This window comes from Azospirillum sp. TSH64 (assembly GCF_003116035.1).
GTDB lineage: Bacteria > Pseudomonadota > Alphaproteobacteria > Azospirillales > Azospirillaceae > Azospirillum.
The window spans coordinates 18,462-38,255 of the sequence record NZ_LGQW01000001.1 but is presented as its reverse complement, the minus strand read 5'-3'; the positions used below and the strand labels follow the sequence as shown (position 1 = coordinate 38,255).

General features: G+C 65.9%; 14 protein-coding genes and 1 pseudogene. 11 read left to right on the top strand and 4 right to left on the bottom strand.

Annotated elements, in window-relative coordinates:
* Window positions 1-89 precede the first annotated feature (89 nt).
* Window positions 90-635 (bottom strand): conjugative transfer protein MobI(A/C), encoded by a 546-nt coding sequence (mobI, locus tag TSH64_RS00110; RefSeq protein ID WP_109095134.1) that lies wholly within the window; start codon window positions 633-635, stop codon window positions 90-92.
* A gap of 2,389 nt (window positions 636-3,024) precedes the next feature.
* Between mobI and TSH64_RS00105 the strand changes: the two genes are divergently transcribed.
* From TSH64_RS00105 to TSH64_RS00095, 3 genes and pseudogenes are all read left to right on the top strand, one after another.
* On the top strand, window positions 3,025-3,408 hold the full coding sequence (locus TSH64_RS00105; RefSeq protein ID WP_146207952.1) for a hypothetical protein: 384 nt from the start codon (window positions 3,025-3,027) through the stop codon (window positions 3,406-3,408).
* A 240-nt stretch (window positions 3,409-3,648) separates the two neighbouring features.
* A pseudogene (locus tag TSH64_RS00100) lies at window positions 3,649-4,326 on the top strand (IS630 family transposase); the annotation flags it as partial.
* Between the two features lie 371 nt (window positions 4,327-4,697).
* Complete coding sequence (locus TSH64_RS00095) at window positions 4,698-5,117, top strand: hypothetical protein (protein ID WP_146207951.1); 420 nt, start codon at window positions 4,698-4,700, stop codon at window positions 5,115-5,117.
* 16 nt (window positions 5,118-5,133) lie between these two features.
* Here TSH64_RS00095 and TSH64_RS00090 read toward each other — a convergent pair whose 3' ends face one another.
* On the bottom strand, window positions 5,134-5,958 hold the full coding sequence (locus TSH64_RS00090) for a class I SAM-dependent methyltransferase (protein ID WP_109095130.1): 825 nt from the start codon (window positions 5,956-5,958) through the stop codon (window positions 5,134-5,136).
* A gap of 203 nt (window positions 5,959-6,161) precedes the next feature.
* Between TSH64_RS00090 and TSH64_RS00085 the strand changes: the two genes are divergently transcribed.
* The gene (locus TSH64_RS00085; RefSeq protein WP_109095129.1) at window positions 6,162-7,013 is read left to right on the top strand and encodes a hypothetical protein; all 852 of its coding nucleotides are present in this window, start codon (window positions 6,162-6,164) and stop codon (window positions 7,011-7,013) included.
* Here the strand turns inward: TSH64_RS00085 and TSH64_RS00080 are convergent.
* Window positions 6,995-8,707: a tetratricopeptide repeat protein gene (locus TSH64_RS00080; RefSeq protein ID WP_109095128.1), complete on the bottom strand. Its 1,713-nt coding sequence runs from the start codon at window positions 8,705-8,707 to the stop codon at window positions 6,995-6,997. The genes TSH64_RS00085 and TSH64_RS00080 overlap by 19 nt on opposite strands.
* Window positions 8,708-8,715: 8 nt before the next feature.
* Window positions 8,716-9,303 carry an SIS domain-containing protein gene (locus TSH64_RS00075; protein ID WP_098734555.1) on the bottom strand — a complete coding sequence of 196 codons (588 nt, stop codon included), beginning with the start codon at window positions 9,301-9,303 and terminating at the stop codon, window positions 8,716-8,718.
* A 217-nt stretch (window positions 9,304-9,520) separates the two neighbouring features.
* On the opposite strand from TSH64_RS00075, the gene TSH64_RS00070 reads away from it, so the two are divergent.
* The 7 genes from TSH64_RS00070 to TSH64_RS00040 all read left to right on the top strand — a co-directional run bounded on the left by TSH64_RS00070 (window position 9,521) and on the right by TSH64_RS00040 (window position 19,729).
* Window positions 9,521-10,063: a hypothetical protein gene (locus TSH64_RS00070; protein ID WP_247872667.1), complete on the top strand. Its 543-nt coding sequence runs from the start codon at window positions 9,521-9,523 to the stop codon at window positions 10,061-10,063.
* A 124-nt stretch (window positions 10,064-10,187) separates the two neighbouring features.
* Entirely contained in the window at window positions 10,188-11,789 is a 1,602-nt protein-coding gene (locus TSH64_RS00065; protein ID WP_109095127.1) for a tetratricopeptide repeat protein, read from the top strand.
* Between the two features lie 133 nt (window positions 11,790-11,922).
* Complete coding sequence (locus TSH64_RS00060) at window positions 11,923-13,251, top strand: hypothetical protein (protein WP_109095126.1); 1,329 nt, start codon at window positions 11,923-11,925, stop codon at window positions 13,249-13,251.
* Between the two features lie 127 nt (window positions 13,252-13,378).
* Complete coding sequence (locus TSH64_RS00055; RefSeq protein ID WP_158285307.1) at window positions 13,379-14,617, top strand: glycosyltransferase family 2 protein; 1,239 nt, start codon at window positions 13,379-13,381, stop codon at window positions 14,615-14,617.
* A gap of 64 nt (window positions 14,618-14,681) precedes the next feature.
* A complete protein-coding gene (locus TSH64_RS00050; protein ID WP_109095124.1) occupies window positions 14,682-17,741 on the top strand; it encodes a glycosyltransferase in 3,060 nt (1,019 codons plus the stop codon).
* A 158-nt stretch (window positions 17,742-17,899) separates the two neighbouring features.
* A complete protein-coding gene (locus TSH64_RS00045) occupies window positions 17,900-18,565 on the top strand; it encodes a hypothetical protein (RefSeq protein ID WP_146207950.1) in 666 nt (221 codons plus the stop codon).
* Window positions 18,566-18,991: 426 nt separating this feature from the next.
* On the top strand, window positions 18,992-19,729 hold the full coding sequence (locus tag TSH64_RS00040; protein WP_146207949.1) for a hypothetical protein: 738 nt from the start codon (window positions 18,992-18,994) through the stop codon (window positions 19,727-19,729).
* The last annotated feature ends 65 nt before the right edge of the window (window positions 19,730-19,794 follow it).

Genomic DNA, 19,794 nt, shown 5'->3' with positions numbered 1-19,794 from the left:
CTTCGGCGTGGCGCGATCCTGCCCGAGCCGGATGTTGCGGCCATGTTAGGTTGGCGGAAGGCTTCCTGGAAATGCAACCCCTGTCCCAACTAGCTTTCGTTGTCCAACACAGCGTTCAACCGCCCAGGGGATTGCCAGCCTTCGAGCACGCTCTGGTACACACCCGTGGTGCTCGCCGCAAGGTCCCGAGGCGGCTCCTTCGTAAACACGACCCCTTCCGCGCTGCCGGTCCCTTTCACCATCTGCACGATCGTGCCCAACAGCGCTGTGCGTCTCCGAATCTTCTCGAAGACATTTTCCGCCCGGATGATCTCGTCAATCTCCCACCCTCTCGCCTTCGGAAACTGCGACGGCGAGTAGCGATACTTCTGCCGCCGCCCAAATTCTTTCAGGCGCATCTTCCGCTTGGTTAGTGGCCCGTAAAACGTTAGGACCGCCCAGTAGCACCCTACCCCAGACGCCAACTCTCTGATGTAGGGCAGATAGCTCCCCCACTCGCTACTATCCCGCCGGTCTCGGGCCTCGAAATGCACGAGGCGGACCTGCGCCTCCACTGCCCTGGCTTCCGCCAACAGGCGCTGCTGCTCCTGCTCGACGTTTGCCAATATCGCCCAATAGACGTCCTCGGTTGGCATCGGTCGCACCCCTTCCTGCTGCTTCTGTATCCCCTCCCATATACCATACTCCTAATTGTATGGAACAAGGGGAGCTTGTTCCATATATGAATTGGTGGAAGGGCTCATTCCATACACGACTTGGCCGGGGCTCATTCCATATACGGCGCTGGCTCTACGGCTACATCCCCTTTTGGAACGCACACTCGTACACTGACGAGAGCTTTTTTGCTGTTCGCATGGGTGCCGCCATTGCATCATGCTCAATCCAGGATGCGTGCCGCTAAAGCACCCACGTTGCCACTGACGGCGCCCGCACGTCTTCGCCTTTTGTCGGAATACGCGGTCGCTTGATGGCATGACAGACGACAGCAACGGCGCGAACACCGCATTCTGCCAACGCCATTGTTCATTGCAAACCTTAGGTCCAATCACTCCACGATGCGGCAATTATACCGTCGCCACTGATGACGGGCGCGTGACGCCGGCGGGGTTCCGTTTGCTCGTTATAGCGCGTCTCCCCGCGCCATATGCACATCCCGTTGGCGCTCCACTTTGCAACCGACGTGTCTGCAGGCCGTCGCCTACTCGGCCGAAAGGACGGCGCAACGGCGTCCATTGGTGTCGCGAACGCCGTTATAATGGAGCCTTCCACCGTGATACTGACCGGTGGCGACATGCGCCCTGTACTGTCCGGTGTAACGCTGTTATTGCGCTTTCCACTGTCGTGTACGCCGGTTGCTTGATATGTGCCTTTGTCTGACGGCCTTCTCGCGCGACGGCGTTGCAGTCACGACGGATGAGGGCGCTTCTACCGTTCGTACAGACGACACAACCGGGTCAGCAGACCGGTGGCACTGGATCGCTAGGCCCGGCGCTACTCTTTGAGTCATGCGGCCCAGTGTGGCCGCTTGTGCACCATCGGTTGGCGCAAACGATGGAGCGCACGCAGACGGGATGCGGGCTTGTGGTCACGCTTTGCTGATAGCCGCCCCGCCCGCAACGGTGGCCTTGATATGCTCACTCGCATTTCTCTATGGCGACTGGCAAGCACGATGCACTGGGCCTTTATGCGGCCGCAATGTGCACTCACGGGCAACCTTCTCAGGGGAGACTTTGCTCGGGTCGGTACCCTAGTCTCCCGATCATGTTAATCATGAACTCGGTGTCTGACACATGCCCGCTCGCATACACTATGTGACCATCGCTGTCGTTGATAAGGCAGCAGAACGGCTAAGCCAGTTGCCACCAAAAGAGCCCGAGAACATACCGATAAGCGGGGCGATTCAGCGTCTTCGTCCAAAGATCGATGCGGCGCTGAACAACGGCTACTCACTCGATGACGCCGTCGAGATACTGCGCGATCTAGACGAAGTGTTCACGCGTGTTTCTGTGAAAACCATTCGGCGCTACTTCGATGCCGACGACGTTAATGTCAGCGGTTCACGGCCTAAGACTGCCCGCCGACGAACACGCAATGCAGGTGCACGGCCTCAACCACACGAGACTGGCTCAGGTCCTGCACAGAGTGCAGAACTGCCGTCGATGTCCGGTGGCACCGGCGTCGATAATGCCTCAGCGCCGTCGCCTTCGGCAGCCGGCGAGGTATTGCCCTCAGAACAAAATGCAGGCGCGATGGTGGACATGTCTGCCGCTCAGGCGTCTCCCACAGTCCCTTCGCTTCCCACCACATCGCCGGCATCACCGGTGCCTGCAGACCTTCAAACCACCGCGCCGGCGTCACCGGTATGTGTTGCCAGACGCTCTCACAATGGAGCTGGCACAGCGTCAGACAACGTCGCATTTCAGGAGACTATGTGATGTCCAAGAAACTCATTCTCGTGATCAGCGACAAGGGCGGCACCGGCAAGTCTACCTGGGCGCGCGCCTACGCTGATTGGCTGCGACGAAAGCACGACACCGCATTCATCGCGTACGCTGATGGGACCGTCGGCCAGCGACGCTGCTGCATGGAGGCAGCAAAAGCTGATGCTGGCGGGTTGGTGTTCCTGATCACACAACGCGGACAGCGTCCGAGGTGGAGCATGCGGTTCAGGACAAGGACGGCAACCGCGATCTCGGACTGTTGCGGTCATCGATTTGGAAGCGTAGGTCATCCCCGATCACGTATCACCGCGCCAAGCTCAGCGGTTCCTGTTAGCCCCATGGACCTATTCACCAGCATTGCTATCCGCGTTGCCACCTCATGACTGCTTCAGAATATCGGGCCCACCGGGCTGAGGCTTTCGCCCTCTGGCAATAGGAGACGTGCGCCCGCCAAATTGCGTAGCAGGTGTCTTTGGGGCACTGCTAACCCCTCTCCTTGCCTCCGGTCGGGTTAACGTGACAACGCCCTCTCACCAACTGGAAAACGGCAACAGCCGTTCCATTTTCCAGGAGATCAGGTACCGTGATGGATACCATGGCCTATGCACGGGCTCTTCGGACGGCAGGCATACAGAATGTGGATGCCTCCGCAGAGGCGCTCAAGGTGGTTCTCGACGAGCTATGCAAGGAGAGGCAGCGGATGCAATCCGATATGGCCGAGATCAGGAAAGGCATCGATGCCATTCTTCATCGGATGGACATCGCCGACCTCAAACTCGACGGTTGCTTCACGGGGGTCGACCGCCGTTGCAAAGAAGCCGAGGCACACCTCCGTACTGAAATCAAAAACACGGCGCTGGATTTGGCGACCATGAATAGGCAGAACAACCGCACGATCGCCATCATCTCGGCTATCGTTGGTTTGATCATCCTGGCGGTGAAATTTGGCAACGGTCTGCTGCCCTAAGGGCACATCGCCGTGTATTAGTTTCTGCTGTTTGCAACCCGAACAGCAACATGACGGATGCGGCCTGTGCCGTATTTTTACACTCCAACGGCGCACCTGTGCCCCTCTGAGGCCGTGGTGCGCCTCCTTCTATCAATCGGCTTCCAAAAACCAGCCAGTATCGGCGTCCAATATCCAGCCACGTCTAAGTGGTGCATCCACCAAGTTGTTTAGACATTTAGGAGCGCCGGAAAAACCTTTCATCCGCACAGCGTCGGGCGAACGTTGCGACGGCTGGGCTTGTCGCGCCAGAAGGCCCGTTCACCTGAAGCCGAGAGCAAAGCGCAGGAGAGCTTCAAAAAAAGGGGGCTTCGCAGCGCCCTGAAGGAGGCCGCCGAAGCGCACCCGGGCAAGGGCCTGCGCGTGTTTTTCCAGGATGAGGCGCGCTTTGGGCAGAAGGGGTGGCTGTGCCATCGCTGGTGGCTGAAGGGCCAGCGTCCCCCTGGCCTGTGCGACCAGAGGTTCGACTGGACTTATCTCTATGCCGCCGTTGAACCCACAACGGGGGACGGCTTGGCCCTCGTCCTGCCGACGGTGTCAACCATCGCCATGAGCCGCTTCCTCGCCGACTTCGCCACCACCCTGGCCCCGGACGACCACGCCGTCATGGTCCTCGATGGCGCCGGTTGGCACGCCAGCAAGAGCTTGGTCGTGCCCAACAACCTCACCCTCGTGCCGTTGCCGCCCTATTCGCCCGAATGCAACCTAGTCGAGCGAGTCTGGCTCTTCTTGCGCGAGAATCTGATGTCGTTGCGGGTCTTTCCCGATCAGGGCGCCATCATCGACGCTTGCTGCGACGCCTGGAACGCCCTCATCGCCGAAACCGGCCGCATCAAATCCCTCTGCTTCCCGCTTTGGCTCCAGAAAGTCATTTCATAAGAGACTCAGTATTATGGGGAAGCGGCGTGCATCGCGGGTTTTGCACGGTGCAAACGCAGGCGGGTCTTTGGGGACATCGGGAGCATGGAGGAAGGGCAAGGAGGGCAGAAGATGGTCGGAGGCTATGTCGACGCCGCTCTGGCCGAGCGGTTCCAGGCCTGGGCGCTACAGACCGATGGGGGCGGGGGGCGCCTCGGCCGCGCTGCGGCAGCTCATCCTCCAGGTGATGGACGGTCAGACGCCGGCCGCGCCGAGGTCACCAAGTCGGTGTCCGGTTCAAGGACGCCTAGCGTGCGGCCCTGGCCGAGGCAGCCCGGGCGCACGGCACCAGCCCGGCGACTTGGCTGCACTCGCTGGCCCTGGTGCACCTGATGGGCCAGCCACAATGGAGCCCGGTGGAGGTGGAGGCGCTGCGCGCGGCGTTCCGTGAGCTGCGGGCTATCGCAACCAGCCTCGACCGCAGCACCCACGCGCTGACCCAGGCCGTCGACGCCGGCCTGTGTCCGTCAGAGCACCGCGACACCGCGTGCGAAGCCGGCGATCTGGTCCGGGTCGAGATGCGTCGCGTCGTTGCGGTGATGACCGGCAGCTTCGACTATTGGGGCCTGCCGGACGCCGAGCGCCCGGATGTGGCGCCAGGGGCGGCCGAGCGTGCCGCAGCCGCGATCCGTGTGGCCGAAAAACGTTGGAAGAATCGGCCGCGCGCGGCCGTGAGGACGGAGGATACAAGCAGGCAAAGGGGCTGGCGTGACGCTTGGTGGACGCGAATTGAAGCGGTGCCGGTTGGATGAAACCCAATCAAAGCGATCAGTCGTGGGTCTTCGTTCCGATCGCCGCCCAAGAGATCTCGTTGACCCAGGTGAGCTGCACGTCCTCCAGCCCGGCACCCGTCATCAGCGCCTCCACCTCCGCGTGCGTCCAGTAGTTGGCGATCTTCGGCAGCATCTGGTCGAAGACGATCGAGCGCAGATGCGCGAAGTCGAAGCGGCGGATCAGGCGGAAATATTCCAGCCGGTCCAGTCCCAGCCGCAAGGCCAGCCACAAGAGCGCGGTCGGCGGCAGGGACAGCGCATGTACCAGCCCGATCGGCAGGCGGCTGAACAGCGCCTTGCGCAGCGGATCGGCGAAGCGGACGATCCAGCCGTTGTTCTCGCGGCCATAGACCCAGATCATCACCCGCCCGCCGGGCTTCACCGCGCGCACCATGTTGGCGAGCGCCGTTTCCGGATGAGCCAGATGGTGGATGACGCCGATGGAGAAGGCGAGGTCGAAGCGCTCCACCTCGTTCAACTCATAGGCGCTCTGGCGGCGCACTTCCATGGCCGAATGCGGCGCCAGCGTCGCGCGGGCGGACGCCAAGCTACGCTCGTCGATGTCGATAGCCAGCCCGCCGACCGCGCCATAGCTCATCGGCCAATGGCTGTTGCGTCCCATGCCGCAGCCGACGTCGACGAAGGTCAGGCCGCGCCAGTCTTCCGGCTTGAGGAAAGGCGTCCAGCGGCGGAACTGCTCTTCGTAGATACCCTTCAGCTCGGCATAGCGGCCCCACTCATAGCCGAAGCGGTCGGCCGACCCGCTGTGCACCGCGGATGCGGTGTCGGGGACGGGGGAAGAAGACGGCGCTTCGCTCATCGCGGCGGTCCGATGTGGTGGAAGGGGAAGACGGCGCTATCGGTAAAAGCCGGAGGGCGGGCTTGTCAAGCAAGGGGCAGGCAGGGCGGCCCAGGCAGGGGGCAGGGGGCAGGGGGCAAGGCAGGGTGCGGACAGACCGGTTCCTCCCGCCGCCGCGGACGGTTACCATGCCAGCCCTTGCCGTGAGACGAAGCCGCCCTTCCATGCCCAACCTCCTATTCGACAAGCCCGGCATTCCCATCCTGTTCGTCCATATCGGCCACAAGGCCGTTGTCGACATCGCGCTGAGGCAGGCGGCGCTTGCCTCGCCCGACAGCCCGGTAATCCTGCTGATCGACGAGATCCGCGACCTGCCCTTTGCGGTCCATCAGGCCGACATCCGCCTCTACATCAGCTCGTACCCCCGCTTCGACGCGGTGTACGAGCATCTTTCGGTGAATGGCGAAGGCTACGAGGCGATGTGCTACGGGCGCTGGTTCTTCGCGCAAGAGTTCGCCGTTCGCCATGGGCTGGGACGCTTCTGCGTGTTCGACAGCGACGTCATGCTCTATCGCCCGGCGGAGCGGTTCGCCGCCGCCTTCGCCGGGCGGATCGCCGGGAACTGGAGTTGGGCCAATTGCTTCGAGGGGCCGGAGGCGCTGGGCTTCTTCTGCGACCGCTTCGTGGAGATCTTCGCCGACAAGCCGAGGCTGCACGCCCTGGGCGACCGTTTCCGCATCGGCGGCCGGCCGCATGTCAGCGACATGCATCTGCTGATGGAGATCGCCGCCGCCGATCCCCGCTTCCTTGAGCAGGGAAGTCTGATCGCCCAGGGTTTCGACCACAACATCCGCGATGCGGACGGCTGCTTCGCCATGTGCGATGGGCTGAAGAGCGTCCGTTTCGGGACGGACGGCATTCCGGTCTGCACCCGCACCGACGGCGGCGCCCCGGTTCCCTTCACCTTCCTGCATTTCCAGCGGCTGGCGAAGGACCGGATGGGCGGCTTCGCCTGGCCGGCCGCGGGCCAACCGCCTGTAAATCGGCCGCCTGTGGATCAGCCGCCTGTGGACTGACTGTCTGACCGGCGCCGATCGCACCAGCGCTGCCACATCAGCCGGTAGGCGGTTTCCAGATTGCGCATGAAGCGCCCCTCGTCGCACAGCGCCGATGCCCGCAGCCGCTCGCGCATGCCCTTGCGCAGCCGCATCAGCCGGGTCAGGTCGCCGGCCAGACTGGCGGCGATGGCAGCGTATTGCTCGGGGGTGCCGGCGACCAGTTCGGGCAGGCCGGCGGCGGCCATTAGGCTGGCGCCGACGCGGGCGGCATGCCGGCTGCCCGCCAGCGTCACCAGCGGCGCCCCCATCCACAGCGTGTCGCAGGTGGTGATGGTGCCGTTATAGGGGTGCGGGTCCAGCGCGATGTCGATGCGGTTGTAGGCGGCCAGATGGCCGGCGGCATCCTTGATGAAGCCGACGAGGTCGAGCCGGGCCGGGTCGATGCCGGCGGCGGCGAAGCGCGCGCGCATCGCCGCCGCGGTGCCGGGGTCGGACAGCGGCCGGTCCTTCAGCAGCAGGCGGGAGTCCGGCACCCGCCGCAGAACCTCGGCCCACAGCGCGACGGTGCCGTCGGTGATCTTCGACAGCTTGTTGAAGGACCCGAACGTGACGGTTCCGCTGGCGCCTGCCGGCAGCGGAACCACCGGCGGGGCGGAGGCCGGCGGGCGGAAGCACAGGAAGGGGGCGGGCAGCCGGACCAGCATTTCCGCCGCATGGGTGTCGGTCGGGCCGACCGGGTCGCTGATCGGATCGACGATGCGGTAGTCGACCGAATCCATGCCGGTGCCGTTGGGATAGCCCAGCCAGGTCACCTGCACCGGCGCCGGGCGCCGGGCCAGCATCGGCAGACGGTTCAGTCCCGAATGGCCGGCGAGGTCGACCAGGATGTCGATGCCGTCGGCACGGATCTGCGCCGCCAGCGCCTCGTCGTCGAGATGGCCCACGGTGCGCCAGCCGTCGGCCTGCGCCTTGAAGCGGGCGGTGTGGGCGTCGGCATGGGTGTCCGGCAGGATCGAATAGCAGACGATCTCGAAGCGGCTGCGGTCGGCCGCCTCGAACAGGGGCGTCAGGAAATAGGCTCCCAGATGCTCGCGGAACTCGACCGACAGGTAGCCGATGCGCAGCCGCTTCTCCGGATCGGGCCGGTTGGCGTGCGGTGCCGCCGTCGGCAGCCTGCCGTCCTGCCGGCCGAACCGCTCGTCGAAGCGCCGGTGTTCGGCCAACAGGCGCTCGCCGGACAGATCCAGGTAGTTCAGGCACAGCAGCCGCTGGCTGGCGATCAGCGGGTCGGCGGGAGACAGCCGTTCGGCCTGGTCGAAGCACAGGGCCGCCGCATCGGCATTGCCGCGCATCTGGTGGGTGACGCCCAGATTGAACCAGACGCCGGTGTCCTGCCGCGGATTGGCGGCAATCGCCCGGGTCCAGCGCCGGACCGCCTCGTCCAGTCGGTTGGCGCCGTAGGCGCTGCTGCCCAGCCCGACCCAGGGTTTGTCGTAATCCGGCCTCAGGACCAGGGATTTGCGCAGCGCCGCCGCCGCCCCGTCGGGCTGGTTCAGGTCGGACAGGATGACGCCCAGGTTGTTCCAGACGTCGGCGGCCGTGCCGTCCTGCGCCAGCAGGGCGCGGCAAAGCGCTGCCGCTTCCTCCAGGCGCCCGGCGTTGAAAGCCTCCAGCGCCTGCCGCTTAAGCGTTTCCTGAACGGGGGCGGTCATGAACGCGCTCAGGCGAGCCGGGCTTCGACCTGTTCGCACAGGTAATGGTACAGGCAGATGTGGACCTGTTGGATCAGCGGGGTGGAGCGCGACGGCACGTCCAGCAGGATGTCGCTCAAGGCAGCCATCTTGCCGCCGCCCTCGCCGGTCATGGCGATGGTGGTCATGCCCAGCCGCTTCGCCACCTCGAAGGCGGCGATCACGTTGCGCGAGTTGCCGCTGGTGGAGATGCCCAGCAGGACGCCGCCCGGCTCGCCATAGGCTTCGGTCTGGCGGGCGAAGACGCTGTCGTAGGAATAGTCGTTGCTCCAGGCGGTCAGGACCGCCGCGTTGGAGCTGAGGCAGATCGCCTTCAGCCCGCGGCGCTCCTTCAGGAAACGGCCGACCAGTTCGCCGGTGATGTGCTGGGCATCCGACGCCGAGCCGCCGTTGCCGCAGACCAGCAGCGCCCGGTTGGCGCCCAGCGCGGTGGCGACCGCATCGACCGCCGCCTCGACCCGCGCCGGATCCAGACTGTCCATGGTGCGCCGCAGGACGTCGATGGCGGCGGTGAGGCAGCCGTGCAGCGAGGGGGCGGAGGTGGCCTGGGAATCCATGGGCGGAATACCTTTGCGTGACCGATGATGCGCGTCGACGGTGACGGGACGGGGCGGACCCTGCGCGCGTGCCCCATGTGCAGCGGCCAGTGCATCCTATGGATCGCGGGGGCCTGTCAACTGCAAGCCGCGCAATGACGGCTTTCCCAGACCGCCGGGAAAGCCTATTTTCGGTCCTGTGCCCCGGCGGCGGGGCTTGGGATGCCAAGGGTGGCCTATGACGACGCGGACGGTCCGGCTGGGCCCCCTCAGCGTGAAGATGTACTGTGCGATCGGCATGATCGCCGTGTCCTGGGCGCAGTTGGAAGACATGGTTTCGCTGTGCATCTCGCGCCTTCTCGGCACCGATCACACTGATTTCCTGCCGATTGCCTCCAACATGCAGATCAAGGCGCGCTTCGATGCGCTGAAGTCCATCGCCGGTCTGCGCCTGCCCGCGGACGAGGCCAAGGCCCTGATCGCCCGCTGCGACGAGGCGCTGGAGCTGGGGCGGGAGCGCAACAAGATCCTGCACGGCTCCTGGATCCAGGGCGAGACCGACGATGTCGCCATCCGCCTGAACTATCGCGCCCATGGCCGCATCTCCACCGACGCTCCCGTCATCTCCGCCCGCGAGATCGCGGAGATCAGCGACCGAATCACCATGCTGACCGAAGGCTTCGCACAGACCCTGCAACGCCTCGGCCTGTTCGATCCCAAGAACCCGATGCGCAGCCCGGCGCGCGATTCAGGCAGGACGCCGGAGCCGCCCCTAGATTGAAGGCCGGCCTCGGCGGCCTCCCGCCAACTCCCCTGCCAACTTTTCTGCCAGTTTCCCCGCCAACTCCCCGACCGATGCCGGTGACGGCACCGGCGCCTCGATTCCCGGTTTTTCCCGACAGGCCATGCCTTCCATCCACGATATCCTGACCAAGGCCGTCGCCCTTCACAACGGCGGCCAGCCGGAGCGCGCGGCGGCGCTCTACCGAGACGTCCTGGCGGTGGAGCCGGCCGAGCCGCACTCCCTGCATCTGCTGGGGCTGCAAATGCGCCGTGCCGGCCGCGAGGCGGAGGGGATTGCACTGATGGCGCGGTCGCTCTTGCTGGCTCCCACCCTTGCCCCCGCCCTCTTCAACCAGGCGCGCGCCTTGCAGGATTCGGGGCGGCTCGACGAGGCCATCGGGCATTTCCGCCGCAAGCTGGAGGTGGAGCCGGACTGCGGCGTGACGCTGATCACCCTGGGAAGCGAAGCGCTCGCCCGTGGCCGGCTGGACGAGGCCGAACGGATTTTGCGCCGCGCCGCCGCCCTGGAGGCGGGCGGCGCATTCGCATCCCGGCTGCGCCGGGCACTGGAGCGAGGCGCCACCGCCCGCGGGATCGCCCGCGATGCCGCCGACCCGTCGCTGCCGCCGGGGCTGGTGGTCCGCGGCGCCTTCCGCGACAACAGCGGCTATGCCCACAAGGTCCGCCAGTTCGTCCGCCATCTGGTCGATGCCGGAGTGCGGATCCGGCTGGTCGACCTGAACCATGACGATGTCGACAATCTGCCCGACGATCAGATCGATCCGCTCCTTCACACGCTCGATCGGCCGGTGCGGGCCAAGGCGGTGCTGAGCTTCACCACGCCGCTGGTGGTCGAGGCGGTGCCAAACCTGAAGACGATCAACTACACCGTGTTCGAGGCGCTCGACATTCCGCCCCTGTGGGCGACGCACAGCCGGCGCCACGACCATGTCGTCGTCGCCACCGACTCCTCCCGCCAGGCATGGCTCAATGCCGGCCATCCGGCCGGCCGCGTCCATGTCTGCCCGGAAGGGGTGGAACCGCTGGAGCCCGGCCGGGTGGCGCCCGCCGCCTTCCTTGGCCTGAACGGGCGCCGGATGACCGACTATCCGGTGCGCATCCTCAACATTTCCGACCTCAACAGCCGCAAGAACCTGGAGGGGCTGCTGCGGGTGTGGCTGCGCACGACGCGGGCGGAGGATGGCGCCGCCCTGCTGCTGAAGGCCGGCAAGGGGGGAGGGGCGTCCGGCAGCATCCGCGATCTTCTGGTCCGGCTGACGGCGGAGATCGGCCGGACATTGGAGCAGGCAGCCCCTCTGTTCCTGATCGAGGGCATGCTGTCGGATGCGGACATGATGTCGCTCCACGCCACCGCCACCCATTACTGGAGCATGTCGCATGGCGAGGGCTGGGACCTGCCGATGGCGCAGGCCGGCGCCATGGGGCTGACCCTGCTGGCCCCGGACCACAGCGCCTATCGCGCCTATCTGGACGGCCGGGTGGCCCACATGATTCCCAGCCGCGTCACCCCCGCCCTGGACGGCTATCGCGGCCGGGACTGGTGGACCCCCGACGAGGAGGCAGCCGCCCGGCTGCTGCGCGCGGTCATCGACGATCCCGACGGCACCCGAATGTCCGCCCGCGAGCGTCTGCTGGAGAATTTCAGCTGGCGGTCCGCCGCCCACCGGCTGATCGGCCTTCTGCGCGGGCTGGACGCCCTGTGACCGGCGGCCCCGACCTTCTCGGCATTGGCCCGGCCCCGGAGCGAGGGGCTCTTGCATCGTCGGGGGGAGCAGGGCAAAGAGCCATCTTCGGCCCTCAGCTTCGGCACGCACCTTAACGCAGGCGGGTTTGCGCATGGATCAGCAGAAATTCCGGCAGGTGATCGGCGGCATCGCCGCGGCCTGCGCAATCGACCATGCCGCCCTCGACCGCGAGCTTTGCGCCATCGAGGCGGCCGGCGACCGTCAGCGCCTCTACGACATCATGGCGCTGCTGATTTCCCGGATCGGCGACGGGGTGGAGAGGGGCCGGCTTGCCGACGCGCTGATCGGCTGCCGGCCCGATGACGAGGCCCTGTATCTCGCCCTGGCGCACCGGCTGGCCTATGCCGGCATGGGGGTCCTCGAACGCGATCCGGCCATCCCCCGGCAGGGCATCGACCTGCTCGGCCGGGCGCTGGAACGGGCGGCGCCATCCCCCCTGCGGCCGCAGGTCCATGCCAACCTGTCCTTCCTGTTCAACGAGGCCGGCCGCCCCGACCTGGCGGAGGTCCATGGCCGCGCCGCGGCCGGCTGCCAGAACGCCATCTTCCATCTCTGGCTCGGCGAAGCCCTGTTCCGGCAGGGAAAATACGCAAGCGACGGGCTCTGCGTCATCGACCTGTCGTCCCTGTCCTTCCGCCGGGCGGCCCAGGCCCTGGCCCAGGCGGATGCGGCGCCGCCCTTCGCCCCGGCCGGACGGCATGTGGTGCTGGTGTCGGTGGACGGCGCCTATTTCAAGCGCTACGCCGCAGCGCAGATCCTGAACCTCCACGCGCTCGGGTCGGCGGTGGCCGTCCACTACCACATCGTCAACGGCGATGCGGAGGTCGCCCAGCTGATCGAGCGGCTGCGGGGCATCGTCGGCGCCATGCCGGTCACCTTCTCGCACGAGCGCTGGGCGCTGCGGGGGGAGGCCATCGACAAGCCCTATTACGCGTCCTCCCGCTTCCTCATCGCGGCGGAGGCGATGCTGCTGCACAAGGCCGACGTGATCGTCTGCGATGCCGACGTGCTGTTCCGCGAGAAGCCGGAGGACATCGTCAGGCTCGCCGGCACCGCCGACGTCGCCCACACCGACTATCGCGGCGAGCCGCTGTGCAGCCGCTACAACGCCTCCTTCGTCTATTTCCGCCACAGCCGCAGCGGCTATCTGACGCTGCTGATGATCGCGGATTTCCTGCGGACCAACTTCGCCCGCTGCTACATCTGGATGATCGACCAGGTCGCCCTGTTCGCCTGCGTCGAACGCGCCGCGCAGCTGCTGGGGAGCGAGATGGCGCACGCCGCCTGGCCGGACAGCGTCCTGCCGCCGCGTGCCCCCGATGCGCTGCCGCTCGTCCTGACCGGCGCGCTCGCCGGAAAGCACGGCAACAGCCCCTACAGCGCGAAGCGGGACGAAATCCTGCGGGCATACGGCCTGTGAGGAGCGCGGGACGCCGGTCCGCCGGTTTGTCTTCGGCCGTGCATCGCGATTGCGGCTGCGGTAAGTAAGCGGCCGTCCTGCCCGCGCCCGAACGGCCCGGCAGATGGATTGCCCCGACGGAGCTTTCATGCCGACCCTCGAAGAAGCCTTCCGCATCGCCGTCGAGCACCACCATGCCGGACGGCTGGCCGAGGCCGAGGCCGTCTACGAGAGCATCCTCGTGGCGGTGCCCGACCAGCCGGAGGCGATGTCGAACCTGGGCTACGCCCAGCAGATGCAGGGCAGGCTGGGGGCGGCGGCGGCCACCTACCGCAAGGTCCTGGCCAAATGGCCCGACCGGCCGCAGGCCCATATCCGGCTGGGCGAGATGATGCAGTGGACCGGCCGCTGGGGGACCGCGGCCGACTGTTACGAGACCGCGGCGTCGCTGCTGCCGAACGATGAGGGGCTGGCGGCCCAGCTCGACCATGCCCTGTCGCTCGCCTCCCGCCACCAGGCGCTGCGCGAGCCGCTGCGCCGTGGCGGACGGCTGGACCTGCGCGACGTCACCTTCCTGGTGCCCTGCCGTATCGAATCCCCGGACCGCAGGCGCAACCTGCGCATCCTGGTCACCTATCTGCGGCGGTATCTGGACACCAACATCCTGATCTGCGAGGACAATCCGGAGCGCCAGGACGTCCCCGGCATCATGGCCGAACTGGGGCTGGGGTCCGCCGACTACGGCTATGTCCACCTGACCGGCAACGACAGCCCCTACACGCACAAGGCCAAGCAGATCAACCTCATGGCGGCGGCGGCGGCCACGCCGATCCTGGTCGTGCAGGACACCGACGTTCTGGTGGAGCCGACCCAGTATGTGCTGGCCCGGCAGGCCGTCCATGACGGCGCGGCGCTCGCCTGCCCGTTCAACGGCCTGTTCTTCGACGTCGCCCCCGACTTCGTGCCCGGCGTGGAGCGGACGCTGGCGGTGACCCAGATCGACCTGTTCGATCCGCGCAACGAGATGCTCTACAAGAACTCCTACGGCGGCTCGGTCTTCTTCGCCCGCCGGGTGTTCGACCGGCTCGGCGGCTTCAACGAGAGATTCGTCTCCTGGGGCTGGGAGGATTTCGAGATCTACCGCCGCCTGGAACTGCTGGGCGAGCGGGTGGAGCGGACGCTGGGGCCGCTGCTCCATCTCAGCCATGCGCGGTCGGCCAATTCGGTCACGGAAAACCCCTGGTACGCCCACAACACCGCCGAGTATGAGCGGGTGGTGTCGATGACCCCCGACCGGATCCGGGCGGAGATCGCCGGCGGCGGCTTCCGCCGTCCGCTGGTCGGCGCGGACACCGTCCCCGGCTGGGGGGAGCCGCCGGCCTCCTGAGTCCGGCCCATGGCGCGGCGGGCATAGGGTCCGCCGTTTCCCAACCCGCGTCCGAGACCTCCTCATGCCGCCGCACACGCAAGCCGCCTCCCTCCTCCCGCAGCCGGCAGCCGACGCTCCCCGCACGCTGTTCTGCTGCCTTGCCACGCCCGACTATTACCGCCGGCCGCTGTTCTCGGAGCGCGAGGTGTTCTGCGGGCCCGACTGCCCGACGGTGGAAACCGGCGACGGCTTCGCGTCGCTGAACACCCCGCCCGGCGAATATGATCTGTTGGCCATCGTCGCCCGACTGCCGGCGCACCAGCGTCCGGAGCTGATCGTGGTGAAGGCCGACGCCACCCGGCGCAACCTTCCCCGCGGGCTGGACCGGCTGCCGGGCACTAAGGTTCTGCTGGTCGGCGACACCCACCATTTCGCCGGCCCGCTGCGCACGCTGCTGGCCTATGGCGCGATGGAGAGCTTCGACGCCGTTGTTCTCGACCACACCCGCCAGCATGCCCATGCCTTCCTGGAGGCGGGGTTCGACCGCGTCTATTGGATCCCGGCGGTGGATTATGCGCTGCGCCGGCGCGACATTCCCGCAGTCCCCGACCGCCCCCTCACCTTCGTCGGCCAGGTCGGCGCCTTCCATCCCTGGCGGCGTCATGTGCTGGACCGGCTGACGGAAGCCGGGCTGCCGCTGACCGCGATGCGGGCGCCGCCGGAAATGGCGGCCGACATCTATGCCGGCTCGCAGATCACGCTGAACGTCTCGCTGAACGGCGACCTCAACCTGCGCGTCTTCGAGGCGCTGGGCGCCGGCGGCTTCCTGCTGACCGATGCGCTGTCGCCCGACGCCGGTCTGGAGCGCTGCTTCACCCTCGGCCGCCATCTCGCGACCTACCGTTCGCCCGGCGAGCTGGTGGAGATGGCCCGCCATTACCTCGACCACCCGGATCAGGCGATGGCGATCCGCCGGGCCGGACAGGCGCATCTGCTGGAATTCCACAGCCCGCGGGTCAAATGCGCCCAGTTCTACGCCGCGGTGTTGGACGACCGCGTCGATCCGGCGCTGGAGGTGCGCGGGGAACGGCGCGGACTGTCGGCCCTGCCGGCCCGGAGCGCCGGCTTCCGCTGCCGCCTCGCCGCCTACGAGGCATTGCAGCGGCTGCAGCTGACCGCGTCGCGGCTGACCGTCCATGCCGCCGCGGAGGACGGCTTCGCCGCCGACCTGCGCCTCATGGCCCGCGATCTGCCGCGGGTGGCCTTCGCCGCATTGGGCGACGCACTGGACGCCGAGGCCGCCCCGGTTGCCCTGCCGCTGCCGCCATCCCCCGACCGGGTGCGGGACGATGCGGTGACGCTGCTGCCCTGGCCGGGTGCCGGTTCCGATAGGGCCGAAGCCGACCGCCGGATGGCCCGGCTGTCCGGCGCCTTCGTCCTCTGCCCCGCCGCGTCGGCGCGCGACCATGCCGCGGCCTCCGCCCATCTGGCCGGCTGGGGCTTCGTGCCCACCGAACCCGGCGGCATCCTGTTCCAGTGCGCCGACGCCCTGCGCTATGCCGGACGCTCGCTGTCCAATCCGGATCTGGCGGCGGGACTGGCGCCGGATCTGCGGCGTGCGCGCCTGACGGCGCTGGAGCCGATGCTGAGGACCGCCGACCAGATGGTCGGCGCCGCCCGTCTGGCCGCCCGCTTCGGCGAGAACAGCCTGGCGGAACGGTTTCTGCTGGGTGCCGTCGGGCTGGACCGCCAGCAGCCGGATGCGCTCGCCGGGCTGGCCCGCCTGTGTGCGGTGGCGGGACGCGCGCTGGAGGCATTCGTCTATCTTTGCGAGGCCCGGCGTGCCGCCCGTCTCGCCGGAACCGCAGACCCGGCTCCGGATTTGGACGCCGCCGCCTTCGCCGCCGCCACCGGCGGCCATCCGGGGCTGGAGCGCTACCTCGGCCTGTTCCGGCAGGCGGCCGCCCCGTCGACCGGCCGGCCGCGCCGCATCCTGGTGGTCACCAACCTGTTCCCACCGCAGGAGTTCGGCGGCTATGGCCGCAAGCTGTGGGAGTTCTCGGCCGAACTGATCCGCCGCGGCCATGCGGTGACGGTGCTGACCGCCGACGTGCCCGAACTCGCCCGGCCCGGCATGGCCGGCACCGAGGATATCGAGGCGCATGTCGACCGCTCGCTTACCCTCTATGGCACCTGGAAGGACGGCCGCGCCTTCATCCACGACGATCCGGCCCATCGCGCCGCGCTGGTCCGCGCCAACATCCGCCGCGTGCTGGAGACCGCCCGCGACTTCCGCGCCGACGCCTGTCTGGCCGGCAACCTCGATCTGGTCGGAACTGAGTTTCTCGACCCGCTGACCCGGCAGATGGGCGTCCCGGTTCTGCACTGCCTGGGCAACCAGAATCCCGGCTACGCGCCGGAGACGGCACCCCGCTCCCCCCTCTACCGCGCCGGACCGGCCAGCGGCTGGGTGGCGGACCGGCTTGTCGCCGGCGGCTACGGCCTGCCCGCCACGGTGATCCATCCCGGCGCCCGCGTCGATTATTTCCACCGCGCGGCGATGCCCTCGACCGACCGGCTGCGCATCGCCTTCGCCAGCCTGTTCGTCAACTACAAGGGGCCGCAGACGCTGATCAACGCGCTTGCGATCCTGCACCGCGAGGGCATCGACTTCGACTGCACCTTCGCCGGGGAGGCGCCGGACGCCGATCTGGCGGCCCGCTGCCGCGACTTCATCGAGCGCCACGGCATGGCCGGCAAGGTGCGCTTCACCGGCTTCCTCGACCGCCGCGGCCTGTCCGACCTGTTCGCCCGCTGCAACGTGCTGGTCTTCCCCAGCGTCTTCCAGGAGCCCTTCGGCATCTCGCAGGTGGAGGCGATGGCCGCCGGCCTGACCGTGGTCGGCAGCGGCACCGGCGGCAGCGGCGAGGTGCTGCGCGACGGCGTGGACGGCCTGCTGTTCAAGGCGGAGGACCATGAGGCGCTTGCCGGCCGCCTGCGCAGCCTGGTCAAGGACCGCGATGCCTGGCTGCGCATGGCCTTGTCCGGCCGCGACCGCGCCCGCGACTTCACCGTCGCCCGGTCCGTCGACCGCATCGAAGCGGTGTTCGAGGAGCTGGCCAGAGTGAAAGATGGCCTCTAAAGTTGCCAATAATGAAGATTTTTGGTATTGTCGTCAAAGTTGTTGCCGAAAATACCTATTAGTTTTTGGATAAATTGAAGATGACAAATGTCCTCGTCACTTGTTGCAACTCCGAATATTACTCATCCTGCCTTCTTTTGATTAGTACTGTCCATAATTTGAGCGATTCGACTATTGATAAGATCCTTGTCTATAATCTCGGTCTTTTGGGCGAAGAGGTCGCTTTCCTAAAAAAGTGTCATAAGGTCCAAGTCGTGGAATTCCCGGCCTGGGTGTCCGACATATACCCCGAGTTCCTCACCCCCAAGCAGTATGCCTGGAAGACCTTTGTCATCAAGGATGCGGCATCCTACGGAGACAACATCTTCTATCTCGATTCCGGCGCGATGTTGGTAAGGGACATCAAGGACATCTACGAGAAGATCGAAAAGAATCACATTTTCGTCGTCGGCGGTTGGGGGCAAAACAAGACCTGGACCCATGATCTCTGCTTCAAGATCATGGGGGCCTCCGAGAAGGAAAAGAATGCCAATCAGATATCCGCAGGAATCCAGGGTTACAAACCCAACGGCCGGTTCCAGCGTTACGTGGATGAAGGGTTTCTTTACGCCTGCATCAAGAGCGCGATTTTCGGCGATCACAAGAACCATCGCCATGACCAGAGCATCTATTCCGTCCTGGTCAGCCGCTACGGCATAGAACCCGAGGACATAGGCATCTACGGCGAGTTGCAAGGCATTCTAAGGCCCGATCAGGCCATCTATGTCCACAGACGCGCTTTCCCGGTTTCCAAAATCCAGCTCAAGGCGAAGGGTCGGGAATGACCTGACGGGTCACTCCCGGAGCCCGGCGGTGAGAAAAAAGGTCCGGAGCAACCGCCCCTTTCGATAGGGGAATGAAAGGCTGTAGAGTGGCCGTGCCGCAGTCCGCGGTGCGGTTTTCCTCCCGGTCATGACAATCACCCTCTCCGACCTGCCCGACGCCCCAGGCGGCACGATGCCTGCCTGTTCCTGCCTGTTGTGCAGCGCTGCCGGTTGGAGAACTCCCGCCATCGTGATGCTTGGCTGCGCATGGCCCTGTCCGGCCGCGCCCGCGACTTCACCGTCGCCCGCTCGGTCGACCGGATCGAGGCGGTGTTCGAGGAGTTGATCGGAAGGAAAGTCAACCCGCCGGGTTGCTGATGCCGCGAGATTTCTGATAATGTCGGTCAAATTTTCCGGAAGAATTCCTGTGTCGGGGCAGTGCTGAAGATGTCGAATGTCCTTGTTACCTGCTGCAACTCCGCCTACTACGAATCCTGCCTTCTTCTGATCAGCACTGTTCATTCGACGAGCGATTCCACCATCGACAGAATCCTCGTCTACAATCTCGGTCTTTCAGGAGAACAGGTCGATTTGCTGAACAGGTGCCACAAGGTGCAGGTCGTGGAATTCCCGGCCTGGTTGTCCGACATATACCCCGAGTTCCTCACTCCCAAGCAGTATGCCTGGAAGACCTTCGTCATCAAGGATGCGGCATCCTACGGAGACAACATCTTCTATCTCGATTCCGGCGCGATGCTGGTGCGGGACATCAAGGACATCTACGAGAAGATCGAGCAGAACCATATCTTCGTCGTCGGCGATTCCCACAAGAACAGGACCTGGACGCACGATCTCTGCTTCAGGATCATGGGAGCGTCCGAAGAGGAAAAGAACGCCAACCAGATATGCGCGGGAATCCAGGGCTACAAGCCCAATGGGCGGTTCCAGCGCTATGTGGACGAGGGGTTCCTCTACGCCTGCATCAAGAGCGCGATTTTCGGCGACCATAAAAATCATCGCCATGACCAGAGCATCTATTCCGTCCTAGTCAAGCGCTATGGCATCGAACATGAGGACATCGACATCTACGGCGAGTGGAAAGGCATCCTGAGGCCCAATCAGGCCATCTATGTCCACAGGCGTTATTTCCCGGTCTCCAAGATCCATCTCAAGATGAAGGGGTGATGGGGTTGACCGGCCGGGATCCGGCCGATCGCCCCCCAAGGCACGTCGGTGAGAAAAAAGGTCCG

Excerpts from the sequence above, each read along its gene's own strand:
- TSH64_RS00060 (WP_109095126.1), top strand. The coding sequence starts at position 11,923 with ATGGATCAGCAGAAATTCCGGCAGGTGATCGGCGGCATCGCCGCGGCC.
- TSH64_RS00080 (WP_109095128.1), bottom strand. The coding sequence starts at position 8,707 with ATGACCGCCCCCGTTCAGGAAACGCTTAAGCGGCAGGCGCTGGAGGCT.
- TSH64_RS00085 (WP_109095129.1), top strand. The coding sequence starts at position 6,162 with ATGCCCAACCTCCTATTCGACAAGCCCGGCATTCCCATCCTGTTCGTC.
- TSH64_RS00075 (WP_098734555.1), bottom strand. The coding sequence starts at position 9,303 with ATGGATTCCCAGGCCACCTCCGCCCCCTCGCTGCACGGCTGCCTCACC.
- TSH64_RS00055 (WP_158285307.1), top strand. The coding sequence starts at position 13,379 with ATGCCGACCCTCGAAGAAGCCTTCCGCATCGCCGTCGAGCACCACCAT.
- TSH64_RS00095 (WP_146207951.1), top strand. The coding sequence starts at position 4,698 with ATGGGCCAGCCACAATGGAGCCCGGTGGAGGTGGAGGCGCTGCGCGCG.
- TSH64_RS00050 (WP_109095124.1), top strand. The coding sequence starts at position 14,682 with ATGCCGCCGCACACGCAAGCCGCCTCCCTCCTCCCGCAGCCGGCAGCC.
- mobI (WP_109095134.1), bottom strand. The coding sequence starts at position 635 with ATGCCAACCGAGGACGTCTATTGGGCGATATTGGCAAACGTCGAGCAG.
- TSH64_RS00090 (WP_109095130.1), bottom strand. The coding sequence starts at position 5,958 with ATGAGCGAAGCGCCGTCTTCTTCCCCCGTCCCCGACACCGCATCCGCG.
- TSH64_RS00070 (WP_247872667.1), top strand. The coding sequence starts at position 9,521 with ATGACGACGCGGACGGTCCGGCTGGGCCCCCTCAGCGTGAAGATGTAC.
- TSH64_RS00065 (WP_109095127.1), top strand. The coding sequence starts at position 10,188 with ATGCCTTCCATCCACGATATCCTGACCAAGGCCGTCGCCCTTCACAAC.
- TSH64_RS00040 (WP_146207949.1), top strand. The coding sequence starts at position 18,992 with ATGTCGAATGTCCTTGTTACCTGCTGCAACTCCGCCTACTACGAATCC.